Genomic DNA, 22,308 nt, shown 5'->3' with positions numbered 1-22,308 from the left:
CCTCAGCGGTTCATCCGCTTTAATAATTGGGCGCGCAGGGCGCGTACGGCGGCATCGTCGAGCGGGTTCAATACGCCGCGTGCGTGCGGCGGGATATGGGCCGCGGTCTCCGCGTCGGCCTCGAACACGTAGCGCTTGAACAGCCCCTGCCAGGCGCGGCGCTGCTCCGGCGGCAGGTCGCGCACGCTCATCAGCGCATGCATCAGCGCGTTGATCGGCGTGTCCATGTAGTCCGGCGACTGGCGCCACCAGTAGTTCACCAGCACGTTGAACGGGGACAGCGCCTCGATGTGGTGCCACCACATGCTCGGAATGAAGAGGGCGTCGCCCGGCGCCAGTTCGGCTACCCGCGCGTGGCGCATGGCGTCGGCGAACTTCGGGAAGCGCGCCAGGTCCGGTTGGTGGAAATCGACCAGGCTGATCGGCTGGCCGGCCGGCGTCAGGTCGAGCGGGCCGATGTACAAGTTGTCCACCTGCTCCGGCGGGAACAGGGTGAAGCGGCGGCGTCCGGCCGCCACGCAGGCGATGTTGTCCGGTAAATCGTAGTGGGCGGCGATGCGGGTGCGGTTGCCGATCCAGATGCTGGCCAGGGCGTCGCGGTTTCCCAGGTCGATGTCGTTCTCGGCGCGCAGGCCCGGCAGGCAGGTGTCGATCGTGGTCGAGCCGACGTAGATCGCCGGCGGAACATCGTCGCGCAGGTGGCCGCGCAGCTCGGCCAGCACGGTGTCCAGGCGCGCCCGCACCGGCGCGAAATTAAAGCCGGTGAAATCCTGGTTGTAGAAGAAGCGGCCGCCGATGTCGGGCGCGCCGAGCATGGCGGTGACGGTGGCGTCGCGGTAGAAGCGGCGCAGGTAGGCGTCGGCACTGTCGAACGAGGCGATCGCCGCGCGCACCAGCGGCCAGCGCGCCACCAGGCCGCGCAGCACCACCGGCTCGGTCGAGGTCAACAGCGCATCGCTCAGGACCCCGGGGCCGCCGGCGTCGATCTCGCGGATGGGTTCAGCGCTGTCCGGCATGGCGTCGGTTCTTGCGGTCGATCAGGGCGCGGAACTGCGACAGCGAAGCGAGCACCATGTAGATCGCCTGCAGGTGGCCGGCGGCGTGCAGGTTCGCCAGGGCCGCGCCGTCGAGTGCCGCCAGGCGCTCCTCGTGGATGGTGTAGAAGCCGGCCAGGCGGTTGTCCGAGCCGTCGTCGAGGGTGATGTCGAGGAAGAAGGATTCGAGCAGATTGTGCTGGAGCAGGGCGGCGGTGAAGCTGCGCGCGCCCTCCAGGCCGAGGTGGATCGCGCGCAGGACCGAAGCCATGCGCTCGGTGTACTCGGTGTTGCCGCCCTGTGGCAGGAACAGCGGCTCGCCCTGGTCGCGGCTCAGGCGCGGGCTGTCGAGGTCGACGTGGACCACCAGTTCGGCGCCGTCGGTGCCGATCAGGAAGGGCTGGCGCTGGATCGACAGCGGAATCTCGGACGCGTCCCAGTGCGCACCGTCGAGGAACAGGTTTTCGCCCGGCTGGAAGCCGAACAGGGCCAGCGCATCGTAGCTGCCTGCGCCGTTCTGCTGGAAGACGATCGGGTAGTGCGCCTGCAAGGTGCGGAACTCGTCCGGGTAAGTCAGCGCGGACATCACGTTGTCGCCGTAGGCGGCGCCGCGGGTGGCGATCACGCGCATGGCGGCGTGGTCGATATTGTTCAGTAAGACCGGATTCGGCATGGTTGTCTCTTTGTTGTGATTGTCAGGTCCGCGGCAGGCCGTGTGCGCGGATGTGGGACTGCAGCTCGCGGTTGGCGGGCAGGGCGGGCAGCATGCGCCGCGTCAGGTCGGCCGCCTCGCGGAAGTAGCGGTCGGCCAGGGCGCCGTCGGCGCGGCGGGTGGCGCCGGCATCATTACGCCAGCCCATCCCGTACAGCACGTACTGCCAGCTGGCGGTCGGGAAGACTTCCTCGATGCGCGGGAAGTCGCCGCGCATCGGCGCGCGGTAGCGCCACAGCGACAGCAGTTCGCGCAGGCGTTCGGGCACCGATTCGGGCGTGCGGTTGTCGCGCCAATAAGAGCTGCAATCAGCGCTGTCCTCGCGCCGGCTCAGCACGTAGTGCAGCTTCAGGAAGTCGATGACGCGCTCCCAGCGGTAGCGGAAAGTCTCGTTGAAGCGGCGCGCGACGACATCCATGTGTTCGCGCGTGACCGGCATTTCGTCGCAGATCATCGCCGCCGAGAGTTCGACCATGGCCAGGGCCGAGGCTTCCAGCGGTTCGATGAAGCCGCTGGAGAGCCCGACGGCGACGCAGTTGCGGTGCCAGAAGCGTTCGCGGTAGCCGGGCTGGAAGCTGATCTTTCGAGGAGCCGGGCAATCCCGGGGCCCGCCGCTGGCAACGACATAGGCGCGCAGGGCGCGTTCGGCTTCCTCGTCGCTCGTGTGGGCGCTGGAGTACACGTGGCCGACGCCGCGCCGGGTCGGCAGGCCGATGTCCCAGATCCAGCCGGCCTGCTGGGCGGTGGAGGTGGTTTGCGAGGCGATCGGGCTGTCCTCGCGCGCGTAGGGCACCTGCACCGCCAGGGCGGTGTCGTTGAACAGGACGTGCTGCTGCGACAGGAAGGGCACGCCGTAGTGCTGGCCGAGCAGCAGCGAGCGCATGCCGGTGCAGTCGACGAACAGGTCGCCTGCCAGCAGGCCGTGGTGTTGGGTGCGCAGGGCGGCGATGTCGCCATTCTCGTGCGACACGATGCCGAGCACGTGGTCGGGCACGTAGTGCACGCCCAGGTGCTCCAGGCAGTGCTTCTTCAGGAAGAGGCCGAACTTGCCGGCGTCGAGGTGGTAGCCGTAGTTGGCCACCGCTGCGAATTCGGGCGTGGCCGCCTGCTTCGGCGCGCGGCCGGCCATGCACAGGTGTGGCTGGTAGCTGGCCAGATCGGCGAAGGGCACCTGGGCGTGGGCTTGCTGCCAGCGTTCGACCAGGTCCGTCTCGCCGTAGCCTTGCGGCAGGGAGAAGGGGTGGAAATAATAGTCGCCTTCCTGGTCGCTGCTCCAGCGTGCGAACAGCGAGCCTTGCTTGAAGGCGGCGTCGCACTCGCGGAAGAAATCGGACTCGGAGACGCCGATGCGGCGCAGGGTGTCGCGCATCGAGGGCCAGGTGCCTTCGCCGACGCCGATCGGCGCCACGTCGGGCGATTCGATCAGGGTCACGCGCAGGCCGTCCGGCACGCTGGCGCGGTGTTCGGCCGCGATCAAACCGGCGGTCAGCCAGCCAGCCGAACCGCCGCCGACGATGACCACGTGGCGGATGGTGCTGCTCGCCATGGAATGGTTTCCAAAAAACTGAAGTTGCTTGAAGTTTATTGCAGTCTAGCCAAAAAAACCACGAAAAGCAGAGAGCTTCTGGCGTTTTTCTGGCCTGCGGCGTGAACCGTACGGTGGGCACGCTGTGCCCACGCGGAAGGTGGCGCCATGTTGGCGCTTTTTTTGAATACACACCCGGTATGTATCGAAGCGTCACGAATGATCATTTGGACGCGTCAACAAGCATTCGCCTCTGTGACAGCAAGAGCGTCAACTGAACGCGACGTTCCGCGTGGGCACGGAGTGCCCACCTTACGGTTGACATCGCAATCCGACGCATACCATCGGATGATCAAGCAAAAGGCCACGGCGATATTCCGCCGTGGCCTTTCAACTCACCTCATCAGAACTTGTACCGCGCACCCAGCATGTAGCGCGGTCCGCTCTGCGTTGCAAACAGCACCTGGTTCTTGGTGCGGCCATGCGAGCGCTGGGTTTCGTTGGTCAGGTTGATGCCTTCGAACTGGATGCTCAGGCGGTCGTTGACCGCATAACCGATCGACAGGTCGAACTGCCTGTAGGCTTCCTGGTACTGCGGGTTCGGGCCGGCATCGTCGAAGGTGGCCGCCAGGAACTCGTCGCGCCAGTTCAGAGCCGCGCGCACCGTCCACTTGTCGTTTTCGTAGATACCCACCAGGTTGGCCGAGTCGCTCAGTCCCGGCAGCGCGAACTGTTCGCCCAGGCTGCTGTTGTTGAAGCGCAGGCTCGAGTCGACGAAGGTGTAGTTCGCCTGGACGCCGAAGCCGCTGTTGCCGAACATGTGCTGCACGTTCAGTTCGGTGCCGTACAACATGGCGCGTTTCTCGTTCGAGAACGTGGTGATCGTGAAGTTGGCCACCGGGTCGCCAGGCTGGCCGGCGATCTTGCCCGTCGAGTTGCCGCTCGCGTCGACACCCTGCGGGGTCACGCCCGGCTGGCCGGCCTTGTTGCGGAAGATGTAGTTGCGGATGCAGGTCGTGTCGGCGTTGCCGCAGCCGCTGGCGATCGCTTCGTTCCAGAAGGCGCCGCCGACCGGGGTGTGCACGTCGAACGGCTGGGCCACGAATTGCGAGGTGCCGGCGTAGTTCTTCAGGTTCTTGCGGAAGTGGCCGATCGAGAAGAAGCTCTGCTTGCCGTAATACCATTCATAGGACAGGTCGGTGTTCTTCGAATGGACCGGCTTCAGCGAAGGATTGCCCTGCGAGCCGTCGCCGCCGATCACACGTCCCAGTTCGAGGATCACCTGGCCGCCGGCGATCTGGTCCCAGCGCGGACGGCCGATCGTTTCGCCATAGGCGAAGCGCAGCTTCATGTCGGGGCGCAGGTCGACGTCGGCGTCCACCGTCGGCAGGAAGTACTGGTACTTGCCGGTCAGGGTGGTGAAGTTCTTCTCGCCGAACTGCGCCTTGAATTCGTTGTTCGAGTCCCAGCTGTAGCCGTTCGGGATCGGCACCAGCGCGGTCGAGACCACGTGGGTGTTTTCGTAGCGAACGCCGATGCCGGTGTGGACCGGCAGGCCGAAGTCCCAGTCGGTATTGAACTGCAGGTACAGGCTCTTCGAGCGTTCGCGGGTGCGCTGGTCGGTGTCGTAGGTCGTCTTCGGCAGGTAGAGTTCCGGCTGGCCCGAGGCATTCGCCGCGATCTGGCGCACCTGGCCGAAGTCGAAGGTGTAGAAGGTGTTGAACAGGTTCGGATCGTTGCTGCCGTTGATCTTGTCGAAGTACTGGCGCAGGCTTTCCTGGTGCCAGAGGCTGCTCGGGTAGTCGGCCGCGCTGGTGGCGCCGCCCCAGGTTTCGCGCTGCTGGTTCGAGAAGGCCGAGCGGTTGTTCACCTCGGTCAGCCCCAGGCCGAAGTTCAGTTCCGATGCCTCGAACAGTTTCTGGCTGCCTTTCACCTGTGCCTGCTCGACTTCGCCCTTCATGTAGCCGTTCTGGAAGGTCGAGCCGGTCACCTGCTGGCCGGCGCGGGCGAAGTCGACGTACTGCATGCCCAGGACCGGGAAGTCCTTGGTGAAGTCGGCGGTCGTGGTGCCGCGGCTGAAGCTGGCGGTGCCGAGGGTATTCGATGAACCCCACGGGCTGTTCGGCGTCGATTCGGCGGTCGATTTATGGCCGTCGAATTCCAGGCGCAGGTCGGGATTGACCTTCCACACGGCGTTGAAACCGAGCGACTTGTTGCGGGTGCGGGTAGCGAAGTCGCCGCTGCCCATTGCCACGTCGCTCGACGGCTGGACGATCCGGCCGGTTTCTTCGTCGAGGTAGGGCTCGATGGTTTCGCTGTACACCAGCGGCGGCGCGACGCCGCCCACCGGATTGCCCCAGCTGCTGGTCGACGGGCCGAAGTTGAACCAGGCCGACATGTCCTGGCGACGGGTGTGGATCTTGTTTTCGGAATAGGTGTAGTCGAGGGTCGTGGTCAGGGCCTTGCTTGGCGCGTATTGCAGGACCAGTTGGCCGTTGGTGCGCTCGCGCTGTACGCCGTTCATCGAATAGTTCAGGTTCTGCGGCACCGAGTAGATGGTGTCGCCCGACGGCCGGTTGACGATGTTGGCGCCGCCCGGCGTGTTCGCCTGCGGGATTGCGCCCCAGGCGTTGGGATCGCCGGCGCGGATCGGACCACGCCAGCCGCCCGGCACCGCGGCCTGGTTGTAGCCCAGGTGGCGTTCCTGGTAGCTGCCGCTGATGGCGACGCCGAACTTGCCGTCGGCGCTGGCGGTGCTGTAGATGCCCGACACTTCCGGCGTGACCTTCTTGTTGCCGCGCTTGACGTCGTCCGGCAGGTTGTCGGACGAGGTGTCGTGCACGCCCTTGATGCCGATGCTGGCCTGCTGGCCGTTGCGCTCGAGCGGACGCGCGGTCATCACGTTCAGGGTGGCGCCGATGCCGCCGGTCGGGGTGTCGGCGCGCGCCGACTTGTACACCTGGATCTGCGAGATGCCTTCCGAGGCGATGTTGGCGAAGTCGAAGGCGCGGCCGTTGCGGTCGCCCAGGTTCGAGGTCGGCATCTGGCGGCCGTTCAGCAGCACCAGGTTGAAGTCGGGGCCGACGCCGCGCACGGTGACCTTCGAGCCTTCGCCGATGCTGCGGTCGATCGAGACGCCGCTGATGCGCTGCAGCGATTCGGCCAGGTTGGTGTCGGGGAACTTGCCGATGTCCTCGGCGACGATGCCGTCGACGAAGCCGGTGGCGTTGCGCTTCATGTTCATCGACGAGGCCATGCTCTGACGGATGCCCTTGACCAGGACCACCTGCGGTGCGGCGGTGGCATCGGCGACGACGCCCGAATTCGGGCTGGCGCCGCTGGCCTGGTCGGCGTTGGTTCCGGAACTTGTGCCGGTTTCGCTACCGCTGGTGCTGGTGGCGGGCTGGCCGGCTTCCTGGGCGTATGCCGGCGCCAGGAAGGCGCCGCAGGCAGCGGCGACGGCCAGGCTGATGAGTTTCTGCTTTGCCAAAGGGTAGTGCATGTGTTCTCCTCTTTTCTTATAGATTTGATTGTCAGCCACACCTTCCCGGGTCTCCGCACCCGGTCTGCCGACCTGCCGCTGTCTCGTTGCCTTGTCTTTGCTGCCGCGCTGCCCAACACGAAAGGCCGACTGCATCCCTGAACCGGAGCAGCGGCGCTTCGTCATTCCTTCCATGCCACCTGGCTTTTCGTGGCGTTTTTTTGGAAACTGTGGAAACGTTTCCATATGTTCTGATTGAATATTAGGCTTAGGAAAAAAAATTGTCAACGGAATATTCTTCGGGGCGGGGGCCTGGGTGCTAGGCGCAACAACACGGCGTGCGTTGACACCCGAAACAGCCGGGTGTTACATTTCCCGCAGGTGCTTGGTAACGTTTCCAACAACAGGAGGAGCGGATGCGAAAAAGGTGGATGGCGCTGGCGGCGGTGCTGGCCGCAGTGCTGGCATTCAGTGGCGGCGCAGGGCAGGCACAGACCCCGGCACCGGCGCAGCCGATCCTGGTTCCCGCCGGCTGGGCCATCGACTGGCACGACGAGTTCGACGGCACGGCCCTGGACCGCAGCAAGTGGGTGCCCGAGCCGGGCGGCCAGGATAACGGCAACAACGAAAAGCAGTTCTATACCGAGCGCCCGGAGAACCTGCGCGTGGCCGGCGGCATGCTGGTGCTGGAAGCGCATCGCGAAGCCTACGGCGGCAAGGAATTCACCTCGGCGCGCATCAAGACCGCCGGCCTGCAGGAGCGCACCTATGGGCGCTACGAGGCGCGCATCAAGATACCGCGCAGCCAGGGCATCTGGCCGGCGTTCTGGATGCTGGGCGCCGATATCAGGACAGTCGGCTGGCCGCGCTGCGGCGAGATCGACATCATGGAAAACATCGGCAAGGAGCCGGGCATCGTGCACGGCACTCTGCACGGGCCGGGCTATTCGGGCGAGCACGCCTTTGGCGCGCCGTCGAAGCTCGAGAGCGGGGCGTATGCCGACGACTTCCACGTGTATGCGGTGGAGTGGGAGCCAAGGCAGATTCGCTGGTACCGCGACGGCATCCTGTACCACACGGCCACGCCGGACAAGGTGAAGGGGGAGTGGGTATTCGAGCATCCTTTCTATGTGATCCTGAACCTGGCGGTAGGCGGGTACTGGCCGGGGTATCCGGACCAGACGACGGTGCTGCCGCAAAGGATGCTGGTGGATTGGGTAAGGGTGTACAAGCGTTCCAATTGAGTGGAATGATGGGCGATGATCACATGGTGAGACAGCGTGGACACAGGTGCCTTGCGTGGCCCGGTCCACCCTACCAAGGCGGGGTTCGTAGGGTGGACACCTGTGTCCACGCGGTACGGCGCGTGATTGTCGATACGCCTGCGCCCGGCCGACCGTGTCCACCCACCTGCGGTAACATGTTGTGATTCTCATCACCCCATGGAACCATCACGATGCGTCTTCGCACTTCGGTATCGACGGCCTGCGCCGCCTTCATCCTGTCCTGCCCGGCGTTTGCCCAGGAAGCCCCGCTGTTGAAAGAGCCGGCCTTGCGCGCCCACCTCTCCTTTTTGGCCGACGACCTGCTGGAAGGCCGCGGCACCGGCCAGCGTGGCGGCGACCTGACGGTGCGTTACCTGGAAACCCAGGCCGCCGCGATCGGCCTGCAGCCGATGCCGGGCGGCGGTTACCGTCAGCCGGTGCCCATCGTCGGCACGCGCCTGGTGTCGGGCGAGGTCAGCTTCGATACCAGCGGCAAGCGCATCGCGCCGAAGCCGGGCCAGGAAATCGTGTTCGGCACCGGCAGCGGCAAGGCGGACGTGGCGTTCGATGCGCCGCTGCTCTTCGTCGGCTACGGCGTCTCGGCGCCGGAAGAAAAATGGGACGACTACAAGGGCCAGGACGTGAAGGGCAAGATCCTGGTCATGATGGTCAACGACCCGCAGCCCACCGTCGAGGAACCGAATCGCTTCGCCGGCAAGGCCTACACCTGGTACGGCCGCTGGCTGTACAAGTTCGAGGAGGCGGTGCGCCAGGGCGCGGCCGGCGCGCTGCTGATCCACACCACGCCCTCGGCCTCCTACGGCTGGAGCGTGCCGGCCAACAGCTTCTCGCACGAGCGCTTCCGCCTGGCCAGCCCGGGCAACGGGGTCGAGGGCTGGCTGCAGGAAGACACCGCGCGCCAGTTGTTCGCCGCCGCCGGTTTCGATCTCGACACCCTGCGCGCCCAGGCCGAGCGGCGCGACTTCCAGCCGGTGGACCTGAAGACGAAGGTCAGCGTGCGGATGAAGTCGGCCGTGCGCCAGGTCGAGCAGTTCAACGTGGTCGGCATCGTGCCCGGCACTGATCCGAAGCTGAAAGACCAGGCGGTGGTGTACTCGGCGCACTGGGACCACTTCGGCATCGACGAAAAGCTGGGCAGCGAGGGCGACCACGTGTTCAACGGGGCCATCGACAATGCCACCGGCACCGCGGCCCTGCTGGCAATGGCGGCCGAGGCGGTGCGCAAGCCGGCGCGCCGCACCCAGGTCTTCCTGTGGCCGGCGGCCGAGGAGCAGGGCCTGCTCGGCAGCGCCGCGTATGTGGCCAATCCGGTGGTGCCGCTGGCGAAGACCGCGGCCGACCTGAATCTCGACAGTTTGAACTTCGTCGGACGCACGCGCGACATCGGCGTGCCCGGCGCCGAGCGCAGCAGCCTGTACGACACGGCGGCCGTGGTGGCGAAGAAGATGGGACTCAAGCTGGCACCGACGATTCCCGACCTGTCGGGCGCCTACTTCCGCGCCGACCACTTCAATTTCGCCAAGGCCGGCGTGCCGGCGTTTAACGTCGGCTCGGCGGTGTTCTCGGGCGACGGCCACTTCACCTTCGAGCACGACCAGGCCCACGCCAGCGCGCAGATGGTCGGCTTCAAGAAGGATTACCACCAGGTGAGCGACGAGTACCGTCCGGAGTGGGATTTGTCGGGCATGCTGCAGCAGGCCCAGTTCACCCTGAATCTGGGCTATGCGGTGGCCAACGCGCCGGCCATGCCGACCTGGAAGAAGGGCGATCCGTTCGGCAGCGTCAAGCGATGACAGTCAAGGCGCCGGCGGGCAGATGCGCCCCTTGCCGGCGCGCTTGGCCTGGTACATGCGCTCGTCGGCTTCCTTGATCAAGGCCTCCGGGCTGGCGCCGTCGTTCGGGGCGAACAGGGCCAGGCCGATGCTGGCCCCTACCCGGGCCTGGCCGCCATCGACGGCCACCGGACGGCTGACGTCCTCGATGATCTTGGAGGCCGCCACGTAGGCGCTGCCGGTGTCGTGCAGGCCTTCGAGCAGCACGGTGAATTCGTCGCCGGCCAGGCGGAACACGCTGTCGGTCTTGCGCACCACGCCGCGCAGGCGCGTGCCGATTTCGCTCAGCAGGCGGTCGCCGGCTTCGTGGCCGTGGGTGTCGTTCACGGCTTTAAAACCGTCCAGGTCGACGAACAGCAGGCCCAGGCTCCGGCCGCTGCGGTTCGCGCGCGACTGGGCGATCGGCAGGGTTTCCATCAGGGCGCGCCGGTTCAGGAGGCCGGTCAGCATGTCGTGGCGCGATTCGAACTCGCGCCGGGCCTCGGCCTGCTTGCGCTCGGTGATATCGTGCAGGAAGGCGCTGAACATCTTCTGGCCGCGCACCTCGAGTTCGTTGATGCGCACTTCCACTGTCAGGCGCGAGCCGTCCTTGCGGACGGCCGGCAGTTCCAGGCGCTTGCCGAGCACGGTGGAGACGCCGCTGGTCACATAGCGCAGCATGCCGCCCTGGTGGGCGTGCACCAGTTCCGGTGGAATGATCAGGGCTTCCAGCGGACGGCCCACTGCTTCCAGGGCGCAGAACCCGAAGGTTTCTTCGGCGGCGCGGTTCCAGACCGTGACCGCGCCTTTTTCGTTCAGCCCGATGTAGGCATCGTTGGCGTTCTCGATTACGCTGCGCAGTTCCGCCTCACGCTCGCGCAATTCGTTGGTGCGGGTGGCAACACGCATTTCGAGGTCGGCATGCAGTTCGTCGAGCGCGGCCTGCGCTTCCTTCTGGGCCCCGATATCCTTGACCACGGCGATCAGGTAGTCGATGGCGCCGCCCGCGCCGCGCTTGGCGCTGACGTTCAGGTTCACCCACACCGTGGCGCCGTCCTTGCGGATGTAGCGCTTCTCGAGCTGGTACTGGGAGATGGCGCCGGCGCGCAGCTGTTCCAGCTGGGCCAGGTCGATGTCGAGGTCGTCGGGGTGGGTAATGTCCTGGAAGGTCTTGCACATCAGTTCTTCTTCGGTATACCCGACAATGCCGCACAGGGCGCGGTTCACGCTGAGCCAGCCGCCATGCGGCGAGAGCATGGAAATGCCGATGCTGGCCAGGTCGAAGATGGTGCGGAAACGCGCCTCGCTGGCGTCGAGCACGGCCTCCGAATGCTCCAGGTGGCGCCCGGCCACGGCCAGGCGCTCGCGGTATTGCACTTCCTTCTGCACGATGTCGGCCAGGTCGATCAGGATGCACAGCTCGTCGGCGCTGAGCACGCGCGCGTGGTCGTCGATGGCGCACAGGGTGCCGATCGGCAGGCCGCCCGAGGAGCGGATCGGCACGCCGGCATAGAAGCGGATGTTCGGTGCACCGGTGACCAGCGGGTTGTCGGCGAAGCGTTCGTCGTGGGTGGCATCGGGCACCACCAGCGGCTGGTCCTGCAGGATGGCGTGGGCGCAGAAAGCCTGTTCGCGCGGGGTTTCAAGCGCGTCCAGGCCGACGCGCGACTTGAACCACTGGCGGTCGGCGTCGACCAGCGAAAACAGGGCCGTGGGCACTTTCAGCAGGCGCGCCACCAGGCGCGTGATGCGGTCGAATACCTCCTCGTTTTCGGTGTCGAGCAGGCGGAGCGAATCGAGCAGTTCCTGGCGTTCGGCTTCGTTGGGCGGATAAGCGGCTGCGGGCATGGTTTCCTGGTCCGGCGTCCGGCGTCCGGCGCGGGCGGACACCATGTTGTCACGTTGTTGGTACATTCGCACCCTCACTGTAGCAGATTGGCGCCGTTGCCCCGCTCGGCAGTTGTCTCGCGTAAACACAGGCAGGCAGCGCCGGACCGCCGTTGCCATTTCGATCAGGACTGTCGCATTTCGGCAATCACATCCGTCGGATTCACATTTTTTTTCGCGAACTTAACAGTTCTCCATCGAGTTCCGTGCGGGGAGGCCGTAATCTACTTTCCGTGCGGCAATTTATGCCCTCGCAGTGACTTAATGCATACCGGAGTGAGTGTGAGCGAAGCAAGCAACAACGAAATGGAAGTGCTGTCCTTCCGCCTGGGCAAGGAAGAGTACGGCATCAGCATCCTGAAGGTGCAGGAGATCCGCGGCTACGACGCCGTGACGCGCATTGCCAATGCCCCGGCCTTCCTGAAGGGCGTGATCAATTTGCGCGGCCAGATCGTGCCGATCGTCGACATGCGCATCAAGTTCGCGCTCGGCCAGGCCGGGTACGACGCCTTTACCGTCGTCATCATCCTGAACATCGGCCGCCAGGTCATCGGCATGGTGGTCGACAGCGTGTCGGACGTGATCACGCTCGCGCCCGAGCAGGTGCGTCCGGCCCCGAGCATCGGCGGCGGCATCGATGCCGACCACCTGCTGGGCCTGGGCACGGTGGGCGAACGCATGCTGATCCTGCTCGATATCGAGCGCCTGATGGCCTCGCCCGAGATGGGCCTGGTGGCCACGGTGGCCGACGCGGCCTGACCTTTTTCAAGAAAAATTTCCATGAATCTCTCGAACATGAATATCGCAAAGCGCCTGGCCGCCGGCTTCGGCATCATCGGCGTGCTGCTGCTCGGCAGCCAGACCTTCGGCATCACCATGGTGTCGCGCGTCAGCGCCGGCACGGCCGAACTGGCCGACCGCAGCATCCCGAACATCAATGCCACCAGCGCCGTGCTGGCGGAAATCAACGACGTCGCCGTTGCCCTGCGCAACATGATGCTCGATGCCGATCCGGCCGACCGCCAGAAGCAGCTCGAGGAAATCGCTTCCTCGCGCAAGGCCGGCCAGGAGCAGCTCGCACAGCTGCGCAAGAACCTGAACAGGCCCGACACCCTGGCGGTGCTCGACCGCATGCTGGCCGCCAACGACAAGTACGTGCAGGGCCAGGAAGAGCTGATCAAGCGCATCCAGGCCGGCGACGAGCAGGGCGCGCGCGCCTTCCTGACGGAGGTGATGCGCCCGGCGCTGGGCGATTTGAAAGGCGCGGTCAACGAGCAGCTGGCGCTGCAGCGCGAGATCGCGACCAGGCGCGCCGACGACGCGCGCGCCACCGAAGCATCGACCCGCCTGCTGATGCTGGCGCTGTCGCTGGCATCGCTGGCCGTGGCGATCCTGGTCGCCTGGTGGAATACCCGCTCGATCACCCGTCCGCTGGCGCGTGCATTGGACGTGGCGAACACAGTTGCCGCCGGCGACCTGACCAGCCGCATCGAGGTCACCTCGCGCGACGAAACCGGCAGGCTGCTGCAGGCCCTGAAGACCATGAACGAAAACCTGGTGCGCACCGTGACCACCGTGCGCACGAGTACCGAGACCATCGGCACCGCCTCGGGCGAAGTCGCGGCCGGCAACCTCGATCTGTCGAGCCGCACCGAGCAGCAGGCCAGCTCGCTGGAAGAAACCGCCTCGTCGATGGAAGAACTGACCTCGACCGTCAAGCAGAACGCCGACAACGCACGCCAGGCGAACACCCTGGCCGAGGCGGCGTCGAGCGTGGCCGAACGCGGCGGCCAGGTGATCGGCGAAGTGGTCGGCACCATGGAGCGCATCAACAGCTCGGCCGGCAAGATCGCCGACATCATCGGCGTCATCGACGGCATCGCCTTCCAGACCAACATCCTGGCGCTGAACGCCGCCGTCGAAGCAGCGCGCGCCGGCGAACAGGGCCGGGGCTTCGCCGTGGTCGCCACCGAAGTGCGTAACCTGGCCCAGCGCTCGGCCGCCGCCGCCAAGGAAATCAAGGGCCTGATCGGCGACTCGACCGAGGCCGTGGCAGCGGGCAGCAAGCTGGTGAACGACGCCGGCGCCACCATGAGCGAGATCGTCGACAGCGTGCGCCGCGTGACCGACATCATGAGCGAAATCACCGCCGCCAGCAGCGAGCAGACCGCCGGCATCGAGCAGATCAACGAAGCCGTGGCCCAGATGGACCAGGTGACCCAGCAGAACGCCGCGCTGGTGGAGCAGGCCGCCGCCGCCTCGGCCTCGATGCAGGAGCAGACCGCCAAGCTGGCGGAAGCGGTGAGCGTGTTCCGCATCGACGGTTCGGCAGTGGCGCCGGTCGAGGCGTCCGTGCAGCCGGTTGTTCGCGCAGCGCCGGCACGCCCGGCCCTGGCCAAACCCGCGACGCGTGCGGCTGCGCCTGCACCACGCAAGACCGCGGCCAAGCCGTCCGCCAAGGTCAGCGCCGACGGCGATTGGGAAGAGTTCTGATTCCTGGGAAGGAATCAGAACGGTAGGGTGGGTTCTCGAACCCACCACTGCACAGCCTGCATAACCCGGCCCCCGCCACTGCCCGGTTTTCGTAAAGTGCACCGCGCCAGGCGCCAGTACAGCCAGGTGGGTTCGAGAACCCACCCTACGTGTTACCCGCAGCCCTGCATTACCCAAAGGCAAAGCTGCGCAATCCCCCGCCAGCTCCATGCTAGGATCGATCCACCATCACCACAGGATCCGATCCCCGTGCAAGCCCCCATCCAGCAAGCCCCCTTCGGCACTCTCCCCAACGGCGAAGAAGTCAGCGTCTTCACCCTGACCAACGCCGCCGGCATGACGGTGAAAATCCTCGACCTCGGCGGCATCATTACCGAAATCCACGTCCCCGACCGTGACGGCGTATTCGCGGATGTCGCCCTCGGCTTCGACACCCTGGAACCCTACCTCGGCGACAGCCCGTATTTCGGCGCCCTGATCGGCCGCTACGGCAACCGCATCGCCGGCGGCCGCTTCACGCTCGACGGCCAGGAATACACGCTCCCGGTCAACAACGGCAAGAACCACCTGCACGGCGGCGTCCCCGGCTTCGACCGCGTGAAGTGGCAGGCCCGCATCGACGGGCAGGCCCGCATCGACGGGCAGGCACTGGTGCTCACCTACCGCAGCCCGGACGGCGAGCAGGGCTACCCCGGCAACCTGGACGCCACCGTGCGCTACAGCCTTGACGAGGACAACGAGCTCGCGGTGCACTTCCACGCCACCACCGACCGCGCCACCCCGGTCAACCTGACCCAGCACAGCTATTTCAACCTGGCCGGCGGCGGTTCCATCCTCGAGCACCGCATCGCCATCGACGCCGACCATTTCATCGCCATCGACGCCGACCTGATTCCCTTCGGCGCGCTGGCGCCGGTGGCCGGCACGCCCTTCGACTTCCGCGCAGCGCGCCCTATCGGCGAACGCATCGAGGCAGACGACGAACAGCTGCGCCACGGCGGCGGCTACGACCACTGCTTCGTTCTGAACAAGCCGCTGGAAGGCGCGATGCGGGTGGCCGCGCGCGTGGTCGACCCGCAATCGGGGCGCGTGCTGGAACTGATCACCCAGGAGCCGGGCGTGCAGTTCTACAGCGGGAACTTCCTCGATGGCTCGCTGAGCGGCAAGGGCCAGACCTACGGCCACCGCAGCGGCTTCGCGTTGGAGCCCCAGCACTTCCCGGATTCGCCGAACCAGCCGGCCTTTCCGAACACGATCCTGCGACCGGGCGAGGTCTACGAGACCGAATCGCGCTTCCGCTTCTCGGTGGAGTAACGCGCCATGCGGGCGCCGGGCGGGTATGCCATCTGGTGTGACCGCACGGGGCGCCTGTTCTGGACCGATGGCGGGGGCATGCAGCTGTGGGCCTGGACGCCGGCAACGGGACAGCGCCAATCCTGGCGCATGCCCGAGCCGCTGTGCTGCTTTGCGCTTACCGCCAGCCGCGAACGGCTGCTGCTGGCGCTTGCATCGCGGCTGGTCTTCCTCGACCTCACTACTGGACTGCCTGCGCCGATCTGCGAGGTGGACTCGTCCACGGTGCCGTGCGACGGACGCTGCGACCGCCAGGGGCGCTTCGTGTTCGGCAGCGCCGGCATCGGCAAGGGTGTGCGCGGCGCCTTCTGGCGCCTGAACCACGACCTGTCGCTCGAACGGCTGCCGCTGGAAGAGGTCGGCGTTGCCGGCAGCATCTGCTTCAGTCCGAACGGACGCACCCTGTATTACGCGGACGCTGCGCAAGAGGCGATCCGCTGCTGCGACTATCACCCCTGTTCCGGCGAGATCACGCGGCCGCGGCTGTTTGCCGGCGAAGGCGCCGGGGAAGGCGCGGCGGTCGATGCCGAAGGCGGCCTGTGGACCGCACGCCGGGGCGCCATGGGGCTGCAGCGCATCGCGGCGGACGGCAGCAGCCGGCCCTCCGTGCCACTGGAGGCGGCGTGCGCGGGCTGGCCGGTATTCGGCGGCGCGGACTTTGGCACGCTGTACCTGCCGGGCGCGGACGGCATCGCCGAATGTGCCCCCGGCGTGCATGGACTGGCGGAGCAGCGTTTTCTCGGCCGCCTGCCATCACGCTGACGGGCGCTTCAAGCAGCCATCACGCGCCAGGCCAGGCGCACGGCAATCGTCCAGCAGACGGCCAGGCTGCCCAGGTACAGGATCGCGCGCCAGGGCTGCAGTCCCATCAGGTAGGCGCCGCTGTGCAGCCAACGCAAGACGACATAGACGCCGAACGCCAGCCAGGCCTCAAAGGCCCCCGCACCCGACAGCGTCCAGCTGAAGGCCAGCACCAGGAACAGCGGCAGGTTCTCCACATCGTTGCGCCAGACGGCGGCGCAGCGCCGCACCAGCGCGGCTTCTTCGGGCACGGGCCGCACGCGCAGCATGGCGGCATCTTCCGGCAGCACGAAGGTGCGGGCGCGCAGGCGGCTGACGACCTGCAGCACGCTGGTGGCGCTAGTCTTGATGAACAGGGCGAGCAGGGCGCAGACAAAGGCTGGCCAGGCGGGATAAGTGGACATCGGTTCTCCAGGTAGTTGATGGGAGTGATTATCAAAGCCTTGCGCCAGCCCGGCCATTAGCGAAATCGACAATCTTATGGTGTAATCCGCCACATGAAAAATCCGCCCAGGACGATCCAGGTCAGCGTGCTGGTTTATCCCGGCTGCCTGCGCAGCAGCGCGGTGGTGCCGCTCGACGTGTTGCGCATCGCGAACGCCATGACCGGCTACCGGCCGGCGAAGGAACGCCTGCGTTTCGAATGCCGGTGGCTGGGCGCGCGCGGCGAGCCAACGCTGGCGGTCGATGGGCTGGTGTTTTCGCTGGCGTCGTTGGAAGCGGCGAAGATCGACGCCCTGATCGTGCCGGCGGTTGCCCACGATGCGCCGCATGAGCTACCGAAGGTGCTCGACAGTCTCGGGCCGGAACAGGCGGCCATCGCGGCCTACGCGGCAGGAGGCGGCTTGGGCTCTGGTGCAAATTATGGACAAAGGTACGCCAACCTGCCGGTGCGCCGGCTGAGTTCACGCAGCCAGAACAGCTGCCCAGATTTCGGACGGAGTTTGCCCCTGAGTTCCCAGACCTCGTAGGTCGAACTGCCCTTTGCGAATGCGATGCATGAGCTCAATACCTTGTATTGTCGTGGTAGCGGAAGTGAAGCTTTTTAAACCCAGCATCGTTCCAAGTCTGGATTTGACATTGCGATGGTCCTGCTCGATCAGATTGTTCAGATATTTTGACGAGCGAAGCTTCGTTAAGTCAGGAAGACGTCCCTGCTCTTGAAGTTCGCGAACGGCACGGTGGGAAGCGGCATAACCGTCCAGCGTAATAGTCTCGGGTGACCGGCCTTGAGAACGTATGGCTTTACGAAAGAATGCCTTGGCCGAAGCGACGTTGCGCCGCGGGCTGAGCCGGAAGTCGACGGTATTGCCGGCCGAGTCGACAGCCCGGTAGAGATAAGCCCACTGGCCGCGGATTCTGACGTAGGTCTCGTCCACCCGCCAGGAGGTGCCAGCCGACGTCGCGAAGCGGCTCCAGCGTTTGTCGAACTCCGGTGCGTACCGCTGAACCCAACGCAGGATTGTCGTGTGAGCGATCGGCAGGCCTCGCTCAGCCATCATCTCGACCAGGTCTCGGTACGACAGCTTATAACGCAGGTACCAGCGCACGCAAAGGATGATGATCTCTTGTTCGAAGTGTCGGCCCTTGAACAGGTCGCTCGTGCTCGCGTGACTACGCATGTTAGGCAAAGGCCGTCATTCTAGCTGAGCTGCAGGTTTGCACCAGAGCCAGATAACCCTGGGCCCCGGCACGGATCGCCCGCACCGCGTACTGTTCCTCCTCGTGCATGGTGAGAATCAGGATGGCGAGCTTGGGCGCCTCGCTGCGCACCTGGCGGATCAGGTCGACCCCGCTGCGCCCGGGCATCGACAGGTCGAGCAGCAGCAAATCGAAGCCGCCCTGGCGCACCAGGGACAGCACCTCGAAGCCGTTGGTGGCTTCGCCGACGATCTCGACGTCGAGCGCGCCGTCGAGGATGCGCTTGAGTCCTTCGCGCATGATGGTGTGATCATCTGCGATGACGATTCTGATCATGTTGCAGTCTCCCCAGTTCCAGGCAAGCCGTGGCGGTTGCTTCCACCTTATATAAACGCAGGTGCACGGGTGCGCACGACGGCGCGCACCCGTCCGGTCGCTCAGTCCGGCGCCGGCTCGCTGATCAGGCGGTGCACCAGCACCGGGCGCGTGGTTTGCGCCAGCACCTTGTTGGTGACGCTGCCCAGCAGTAGCTGGCCCCAGCCGCTGCGCCCGTGCGAGCCCATGAAGATCAGGTCGCAGCCCTGCTGCTCGGCGACCTCGACGATCTTCGTGGCGGTGGCGTCGGAAAACGCCGTCATGCAGCTGTGCTGCAGGTTGGCCCTGGCGCAGGAGTGCATGATGCGGCCCATGTAGTCCTCGCCCATGCGCTTCATCTGCTCGGCGTATTCTTCCTCGCTCGGATAGGAGGGCGGGATGATTTCGACGTAGACGGGGTACTGGTACTCGGGCGCGACGAACAGGGCCAGCACTTCGGCGCCCATCTGTTGCGCGAACTTCACGCCGGCACAGGCCGTATGTTGCGAGACGGCCGAGCCGTCGGTGGTAATCAGGATTTTCCGGTACATGGTTATGTCCTCCCAGACGCAACGTATTATTACCTCACTGTGCAGCCGTGTGATTGCGATAACGCAAGTCCTTGAGTTTGCTCAAACATGAGCTCGCTAGCATCGGACCGGTCCGGAAAACCGTGCACAATCGACGCGACCACAAAACAACACCTGGCTTGTGAAAAGATTCAGGAACCGCATGGTTTTATTGTCGCGGAATTAAGTTTCCCTGTCCATTTTGTTGTACCGCGATCGCCGACATTTACCTACGGCAACCACACTGCTACACTCGCAAACTGAATTTTGGGCTTCCTGCGAGGAAAGTAATGCGCGCGGAAGTCCGCAATACCAACGGACCGAAGCACGCAGACCGCGACATTTATATTATGGAGAAGCAGGGATTATGACCGACGCCGCTGACGATTTCGACGCACTATTCGAGGAAGTGGCGGCCCAGCGTGCCAACGCGGCGCCGGCTCCTGCCGCCCCCGCAGCCGCTCCCGCAACACAACCCGCCGACGAGGACGACCTCGAGGCCTTGTTCGACCAGGTGGCCGCCGCTACGCCGGCAGCCGCAGTACCGGTAGCTGCCGCGGCCCCCGCGGTGGCGGCGTCCGCAGTCCCTTCCGGCGACGCCGCCGAAGGCGAGGGCGGCAACATGTACGAGCGCCTGGGCGGCATCGTGCGCCTGCTGCACGACTCGCTGCGCGAGCTCGGCTACGACCGCGCGCTGACCGAAGCCTCGTCGCAGATCGTGGACGCCCAGGACCGCCTGGAATACGTCGCCACCCTCACCGAACAGGCCGCCAACAAGGTGCTGAACACCCTGGACGAAGGCATGCCGGCCCAGGACAAGCTGTCGAAGCAGGCCCAGGACATGGAAACGCGCTGGAACGATCTGTTCTCCGGCAAGCTCGGCCTGGACGAATTCAAGGCCCTGGCCGGCGATTCGCGCCAGTTCGCGCAGGCCGTGTCGGTGGCTACCGAAGCCGAAAAGGCGCGCCTGCTCGACATCATGATGGCCCAGGACTTCCAGGACATCACCGGCCAGCTGATCAAGAAAGTGGTCACCATCACCAAGACCGTCGAAAACGAGCTGGCCCAGCTGCTGCGCGACAATGCGCCGCCTGAAACCCGCGCCAAGCTGGCCGAGAAAGAAGCCGCACCGGCGCCGCTGATGCAAGGCCCGTCGGTGCCTGACGTGGCGCTGGACCAGGACAATGTCGACGACCTTCTTGCCGATCTGGGATTCTAATGGACGATATGCTCAAGGACTTCGTCGTCGAGGCGATGGATCTGGCAGTCAATGTTGAAGAGCACCTGCTGCGCCTCGAACGCGACCCCGAGAACAAGGAAACGCTGAATGCGGTGTTTCGCTCGTTCCACACCATCAAGGGCGGCGCCGGCTTCATGGGCCTGCCCGCGCTGGTCGCGGCCTGCCACCTGACCGAAAACCTGTTCGACGCGCTGCGCACCGGCGCCGCGCCCGTCACGCCGCTGTCGATCGAAGCGGCGCTGCAGGCATCGGGCTTCGTGGCCGACCAGCTGAACGACCTGAACAACGGCGCCGCGCCGGAACAGCTCGCGCCCATGCCGCAGGACCTGGAGCGCATCCTGATGGATGCGATCGAAGGCAAGGCCGAGGCCGCACCGGCCGCTGCTGCACCTGCGCCCGCTGCCGCGCCTGCACCGGTGGCCGCACCGGTTGTCGAAGCCGCTCCGGTTGCCGCGCCAGCCGCTGGCGAAGATGGCCTCGACTGGACCGCGATGTACAACGCCGTGGTGCCGGCCGCGAATGCGATCGCCGTGAGCGCCGCGCCTGCGCCAGCCGCCGCACCCGCGGCTGCCGCCGCACCGGCCGAAGTTGCCCCGGTTGCTGCCGCCCCTGCTGCACCAGCCGCAGGCGCCAAGTCGGGCTGGGACGGCGTCGAGCGCCGTGGTGACAACAAGGCGGCCGACGCCCGCGCCGCCGCCGCGCCGGCGAAAGACGAAAGCATCCGTATCGATGCGGTGAAACTGGACGCGCTGCTGGAAGTGGCCGGCGAATCGGTGCAGGCCGCCAACCAGGCCGCCGTGCTGCTGGAACGCCTGTCGCAGTTCAAGTTCGAGGGCCAGGCCGCCACCCTGATGGCCACGCTGACCGAAACCCTGGAACGCGCCTCGCGCTACTCGGCCGAACTGCAGCGCGCCACGCTGGCCACCCGCATGCAGCCGGTGGGCCGCCTGTTCCAGAAATTCCCGCGCCTGGTGCGCGAACTGGCGAAAGACCTGGGCAAGGACGTCGAGCTGACCATCGAAGGCGCCGAGACCGAAGTCGACCGCGTGGTGGTGGACAGCCTGTACGACCCGCTGGTGCACATGCTGCGCAACGCGCTCGACCACGGCGTCGAATCGCCGCAAGACCGCGTCGCCGCCGGCAAGCCTGCGAAAGCCTTCATCCTGCTGAAAGCCTGGCAGGAAGCCAACAGCGTCATGATCGTGCTGCAGGACGACGGCAAGGGCATGGACCCGGCCAAGCTGCGCAAGAAAGCGTTCGAAAAGGGCCTGATCAGCGAGAACGGCGCCCCGAACGACGAAGACGCCTACCAGCTGGTGTTCCTGCCGGGCTTCTCGACCAAGGAAGTCGCTTCCTCGGTCTCGGGCCGCGGCGTGGGCATGGACGTGGTCAAGACCGCGGTGGAAAAGAACCGCGGCGCGATCCGCATCGATTCCCAGCTGGGTTCCGGCACCAAGTTCGCGATCCGCCTGCCGATCGAACTGTCGATCGTGCCGACCATGCTGGTCTCCACCTCGGGCGCCTCGCTGGCGCTGCCGATGGCGGTGGTCGAGCGCGTGGTCGAGCTGCCGGAGGAGTTCTCGATGGTCGGCGGCGCCCCGGTGCTGAAGGACCAGGGCCGTCCGCTGCCGGTGCGTTCGCTGGCCGGCGCGCTCGGCTACGAGGAAGCGCCGGAACGCGTCGGCATCGTCATCAACGCCCCGCAGCCGTATATCCTGGCAGTGGAAGCAGTCGACGGCACGGCCGACCTGGTGATCAAGCCGATGACGGCGCTGACCGTCGAAGGCATCACCGGTACCGCGCGTTCGGCCGAAGGCGAACTGGTGCTGGTGGTCGGCCTGTCCTTCCTGATGGATGGCTGCCGCAGCACGGTGCGCATGGCGGCGTAACAACGCACCAAACCCGTGAAGAGGGCCCACCGTGGCTCTTGCAACAAAAAGCCTGTGCATTCCCTGCGCAGGCTTTTTTTATTTGCATTCCGGTATTTACGTGCAAACGAAATTTGCATTCATAGGCGGTTATTGGCAGAATCGTGCAAATGGGGGCGCTTGCCGCACTGCACAATTGTGGGCATAATCAAAAAACGCTTCCCCTTTTTAAAGCGCCTGCCACAGGAAACCG

At 65.7% G+C, this 22,308-nt stretch carries 17 protein-coding genes and 1 pseudogene; 9 read left to right on the top strand and 9 right to left on the bottom strand.

The window, feature by feature from the left end; translation table 11 throughout:
• Nucleotides 1-2: 2 nt before the first annotated feature.
• From ACWYRN_RS02590 to ACWYRN_RS02575, 4 genes are all read right to left on the bottom strand, one after another.
• A complete protein-coding gene (locus tag ACWYRN_RS02590; RefSeq protein WP_488690993.1) occupies nucleotides 3-1,016 on the bottom strand; it encodes a cupin-like domain-containing protein in 1,014 nt (337 codons plus the stop codon).
• The gene (locus ACWYRN_RS02585) at nucleotides 1,000-1,707 is read right to left on the bottom strand and encodes a SapC family protein (protein WP_488690992.1); all 708 of its coding nucleotides are present in this window, start codon (nucleotides 1,705-1,707) and stop codon (nucleotides 1,000-1,002) included. Before ACWYRN_RS02585 ends, ACWYRN_RS02590 begins: the two co-directional genes overlap by 17 nt.
• A gap of 22 nt (nucleotides 1,708-1,729) precedes the next feature.
• Nucleotides 1,730-3,292 (bottom strand): tryptophan halogenase family protein, encoded by a 1,563-nt coding sequence (locus tag ACWYRN_RS02580; protein ID WP_488690991.1) that lies wholly within the window; start codon nucleotides 3,290-3,292, stop codon nucleotides 1,730-1,732.
• A gap of 382 nt (nucleotides 3,293-3,674) precedes the next feature.
• Nucleotides 3,675-6,773 (bottom strand): TonB-dependent receptor, encoded by a 3,099-nt coding sequence (locus ACWYRN_RS02575; RefSeq protein ID WP_488690990.1) that lies wholly within the window; start codon nucleotides 6,771-6,773, stop codon nucleotides 3,675-3,677.
• Between the two features lie 395 nt (nucleotides 6,774-7,168).
• Here ACWYRN_RS02575 and ACWYRN_RS02570 point away from each other — a divergent pair, with 395 nt between their 5' ends.
• Together ACWYRN_RS02570 and ACWYRN_RS02565 are read left to right on the top strand one after the other, a co-directional pair.
• Nucleotides 7,169-7,996, top strand: coding sequence for a glycoside hydrolase family 16 protein (locus ACWYRN_RS02570; RefSeq protein WP_488690989.1), 828 nt, complete (start codon nucleotides 7,169-7,171; stop codon nucleotides 7,994-7,996).
• A gap of 212 nt (nucleotides 7,997-8,208) precedes the next feature.
• A complete protein-coding gene (locus ACWYRN_RS02565; protein ID WP_488690988.1) occupies nucleotides 8,209-9,831 on the top strand; it encodes a M28 family peptidase in 1,623 nt (540 codons plus the stop codon).
• A gap of 3 nt (nucleotides 9,832-9,834) precedes the next feature.
• On the opposite strand, the gene ACWYRN_RS02560 is transcribed toward ACWYRN_RS02565, so the two are convergent.
• Nucleotides 9,835-11,763 (bottom strand): bifunctional diguanylate cyclase/phosphodiesterase, encoded by a 1,929-nt coding sequence (locus tag ACWYRN_RS02560; RefSeq protein WP_488690987.1) that lies wholly within the window; start codon nucleotides 11,761-11,763, stop codon nucleotides 9,835-9,837.
• A gap of 237 nt (nucleotides 11,764-12,000) precedes the next feature.
• Here ACWYRN_RS02560 and ACWYRN_RS02555 point away from each other — a divergent pair, with 237 nt between their 5' ends.
• The 4 genes from ACWYRN_RS02555 to ACWYRN_RS02540 all read left to right on the top strand — a co-directional run bounded on the left by ACWYRN_RS02555 (nucleotide 12,001) and on the right by ACWYRN_RS02540 (nucleotide 16,344).
• Nucleotides 12,001-12,495 carry a chemotaxis protein CheW gene (locus ACWYRN_RS02555; protein WP_488690986.1) on the top strand — a complete coding sequence of 165 codons (495 nt, stop codon included), beginning with the start codon at nucleotides 12,001-12,003 and terminating at the stop codon, nucleotides 12,493-12,495.
• A 21-nt stretch (nucleotides 12,496-12,516) separates the two neighbouring features.
• Nucleotides 12,517-14,229, top strand: coding sequence for a methyl-accepting chemotaxis protein (locus ACWYRN_RS02550; protein ID WP_488690985.1), 1,713 nt, complete (start codon nucleotides 12,517-12,519; stop codon nucleotides 14,227-14,229).
• 249 nt (nucleotides 14,230-14,478) lie between these two features.
• Nucleotides 14,479-15,543: an aldose epimerase family protein gene (locus tag ACWYRN_RS02545; RefSeq protein ID WP_488690984.1), complete on the top strand. Its 1,065-nt coding sequence runs from the start codon at nucleotides 14,479-14,481 to the stop codon at nucleotides 15,541-15,543.
• A 78-nt stretch (nucleotides 15,544-15,621) separates the two neighbouring features.
• Nucleotides 15,622-16,344 (top strand): SMP-30/gluconolactonase/LRE family protein, encoded by a 723-nt coding sequence (locus ACWYRN_RS02540; protein ID WP_488690983.1) that lies wholly within the window; start codon nucleotides 15,622-15,624, stop codon nucleotides 16,342-16,344.
• Nucleotides 16,345-16,352: 8 nt separating this feature from the next.
• On the opposite strand, the gene ACWYRN_RS02535 is transcribed toward ACWYRN_RS02540, so the two are convergent.
• Nucleotides 16,353-16,787, bottom strand: coding sequence for an MAPEG family protein (locus ACWYRN_RS02535; RefSeq protein WP_488690982.1), 435 nt, complete (start codon nucleotides 16,785-16,787; stop codon nucleotides 16,353-16,355).
• A gap of 93 nt (nucleotides 16,788-16,880) precedes the next feature.
• Between ACWYRN_RS02535 and ACWYRN_RS02530 the strand changes: the two genes are divergently transcribed.
• Nucleotides 16,881-17,354 carry a type 1 glutamine amidotransferase family protein gene (locus tag ACWYRN_RS02530; protein ID WP_488690981.1) on the top strand — a complete coding sequence of 158 codons (474 nt, stop codon included), beginning with the start codon at nucleotides 16,881-16,883 and terminating at the stop codon, nucleotides 17,352-17,354.
• Here ACWYRN_RS02530 and ACWYRN_RS02525 read toward each other — a convergent pair.
• The 3 genes and pseudogenes from ACWYRN_RS02525 to ACWYRN_RS02515 all read right to left on the bottom strand — a co-directional run bounded on the left by ACWYRN_RS02525 (nucleotide 17,289) and on the right by ACWYRN_RS02515 (nucleotide 18,929).
• Nucleotides 17,289-18,005 carry an IS6 family transposase gene (locus ACWYRN_RS02525; protein ID WP_488688487.1) on the bottom strand — a complete coding sequence of 239 codons (717 nt, stop codon included), beginning with the start codon at nucleotides 18,003-18,005 and terminating at the stop codon, nucleotides 17,289-17,291. The two genes, ACWYRN_RS02530 and ACWYRN_RS02525, sit on opposite strands and share 66 nt — an antisense overlap.
• 49 nt (nucleotides 18,006-18,054) lie before the next feature.
• Nucleotides 18,055-18,360: pseudogene (locus tag ACWYRN_RS02520) on the bottom strand (response regulator); the annotation flags it as partial.
• Between the two features lie 101 nt (nucleotides 18,361-18,461).
• Entirely contained in the window at nucleotides 18,462-18,929 is a 468-nt protein-coding gene (locus tag ACWYRN_RS02515; RefSeq protein ID WP_488690980.1) for a universal stress protein, read from the bottom strand.
• Between the two features lie 385 nt (nucleotides 18,930-19,314).
• On the opposite strand from ACWYRN_RS02515, the gene ACWYRN_RS02510 reads away from it, so the two are divergent.
• A complete protein-coding gene (locus tag ACWYRN_RS02510; protein WP_488690979.1) occupies nucleotides 19,315-20,166 on the top strand; it encodes a protein phosphatase CheZ in 852 nt (283 codons plus the stop codon).
• The gene (locus ACWYRN_RS02505) at nucleotides 20,166-22,076 is read left to right on the top strand and encodes a chemotaxis protein CheA (RefSeq protein ID WP_488690978.1); all 1,911 of its coding nucleotides are present in this window, start codon (nucleotides 20,166-20,168) and stop codon (nucleotides 22,074-22,076) included. The genes ACWYRN_RS02510 and ACWYRN_RS02505 overlap by 1 nt, the downstream gene beginning before the upstream one ends.
• Nucleotides 22,077-22,308 lie beyond the last annotated feature (232 nt).

This window comes from Massilia sp. BAP21, from assembly GCF_057801335.1.
The sequence above is the reverse complement of the archived record's forward strand: the minus strand, read 5'-3'. Positions and strand labels throughout refer to the sequence as shown.

Coding starts and splice junctions, on each gene's coding strand:
- ACWYRN_RS02510 (WP_488690979.1), top strand. CDS start 19,315: ATGACCGACGCCGCTGACGATTTCGACGCACTATTCGAGGAAGTGGCG.
- ACWYRN_RS02555 (WP_488690986.1), top strand. CDS start 12,001: ATGCATACCGGAGTGAGTGTGAGCGAAGCAAGCAACAACGAAATGGAA.
- ACWYRN_RS02580 (WP_488690991.1), bottom strand. CDS start 3,292: ATGGCGAGCAGCACCATCCGCCACGTGGTCATCGTCGGCGGCGGTTCG.
- ACWYRN_RS02525 (WP_488688487.1), bottom strand. CDS start 18,005: ATGCGTAGTCACGCGAGCACGAGCGACCTGTTCAAGGGCCGACACTTC.
- ACWYRN_RS02530 (WP_488690981.1), top strand. CDS start 16,881: ATGAAAAATCCGCCCAGGACGATCCAGGTCAGCGTGCTGGTTTATCCC.
- ACWYRN_RS02585 (WP_488690992.1), bottom strand. CDS start 1,707: ATGCCGAATCCGGTCTTACTGAACAATATCGACCACGCCGCCATGCGC.
- ACWYRN_RS02590 (WP_488690993.1), bottom strand. CDS start 1,016: ATGCCGGACAGCGCTGAACCCATCCGCGAGATCGACGCCGGCGGCCCC.
- ACWYRN_RS02515 (WP_488690980.1), bottom strand. CDS start 18,929: ATGTACCGGAAAATCCTGATTACCACCGACGGCTCGGCCGTCTCGCAA.
- ACWYRN_RS02570 (WP_488690989.1), top strand. CDS start 7,169: ATGCGAAAAAGGTGGATGGCGCTGGCGGCGGTGCTGGCCGCAGTGCTG.
- ACWYRN_RS02565 (WP_488690988.1), top strand. CDS start 8,209: ATGCGTCTTCGCACTTCGGTATCGACGGCCTGCGCCGCCTTCATCCTG.
- ACWYRN_RS02560 (WP_488690987.1), bottom strand. CDS start 11,763: ATGTACCAACAACGTGACAACATGGTGTCCGCCCGCGCCGGACGCCGG.
- ACWYRN_RS02505 (WP_488690978.1), top strand. CDS start 20,166: ATGGACGATATGCTCAAGGACTTCGTCGTCGAGGCGATGGATCTGGCA.
- ACWYRN_RS02535 (WP_488690982.1), bottom strand. CDS start 16,787: ATGTCCACTTATCCCGCCTGGCCAGCCTTTGTCTGCGCCCTGCTCGCC.
- ACWYRN_RS02540 (WP_488690983.1), top strand. CDS start 15,622: ATGCAGCTGTGGGCCTGGACGCCGGCAACGGGACAGCGCCAATCCTGG.
- ACWYRN_RS02575 (WP_488690990.1), bottom strand. CDS start 6,773: ATGCACTACCCTTTGGCAAAGCAGAAACTCATCAGCCTGGCCGTCGCC.
- ACWYRN_RS02550 (WP_488690985.1), top strand. CDS start 12,517: ATGAATCTCTCGAACATGAATATCGCAAAGCGCCTGGCCGCCGGCTTC.